This window comes from Neisseria sp. P0014.S002 (assembly GCF_051958295.1).
Lineage (GTDB): Bacteria > Pseudomonadota > Gammaproteobacteria > Burkholderiales > Neisseriaceae > Neisseria > Neisseria flavescens_B.
Window position 1 is genome coordinate 1 of sequence record NZ_JBQCVO010000057.1, and the last position, 295, is coordinate 295.

The 295-nt window shown below is 60.3% G+C and carries 1 pseudogene; it reads right to left on the reverse strand.

The features are described 5' to 3' along the window. A pseudogene (locus ACTHSX_RS10590) lies at positions 1 to 295 on the reverse strand (RHS repeat protein); the annotation flags it as partial.

Below are 295 nucleotides of genomic sequence, written 5' to 3' on the forward strand. Positions count from 1 at the left end.
GTTTCGCCGGTACAGTCGGTAAAGCTGACGAGTTGGTCGAGGGTGTCGTAGTGTAGGCGTCGGGTTTTGCCTAAGGCGTCGGTAATGGTTTCGGGCAGCCATTGGGCGTTGTAGCCGTAGCGGGTGGTGTAACCGGCGGGGTCGGTGATGCTGATGAGGTTGCCGCGTCCGTCGTAATCGTAGGCGGTAATCCTGCCTGCGGGATCGTTGACGGCAACCGGCAGGTTGAGGGTTTCGTGGTAGTCGATTTGAGTGCTGCTGCCGTCCGGGGCGGTGATGGCGATGACGTTGCCTT